Source organism: Anoxybacillus sp. CHMUD (genome assembly GCF_013096965.1).
Lineage (GTDB): Bacteria > Bacillota > Bacilli > Bacillales > Anoxybacillaceae > Anoxybacillus > Anoxybacillus kestanbolensis_A.
On record NZ_SDLG01000093.1, the window covers coordinates 1 to 402 of the forward strand.

General features: G+C 37.1%; 1 protein-coding gene. It reads right to left on the minus strand.

From position 1 onward, the window contains the following. Positions 1-402: hypothetical protein (locus ETB99_RS14755; protein ID WP_216366213.1), on the minus strand; the 402-nt coding region annotated here is incomplete at both ends.

The following is a 402-nucleotide window of genomic DNA, read 5'->3' on the forward strand; positions in this document are numbered from 1 at the left end:
CGCTAATGTTGATTAGCTCGTCGTTCGTTAGCCCTCCTGTATTCTCTTCTCCGTTCTGTTTTCTTAGTATTTTTCTAGCTCCCGCATGCCTTGATCCTTGTTCTAAAATGTAAAGGTCGTTTAAATCTATCTTTTTAATCTCGCCTTTGTCTAACTCTCCCTTAAACACCTTTAAAACCTGTTGCTGTTCTTTATTCAGTTTGCTTTCATCAATCTTTTGTAATTCTTGTAAGGCTTTTTCGTATTTAGTAGCCTTCTCTTTGATTTCTTCGCTCGCGCTTTTAACGCCGTTGTTAAGCTCTTCAATGATTTTAAGCGTGTTGTTAGTGAATTTAGAATTTTGCACGCTTAATTCTAAATTCTTACTAAATTCGCTTATAGAGTGGCTTCTCTCAAGCGCTC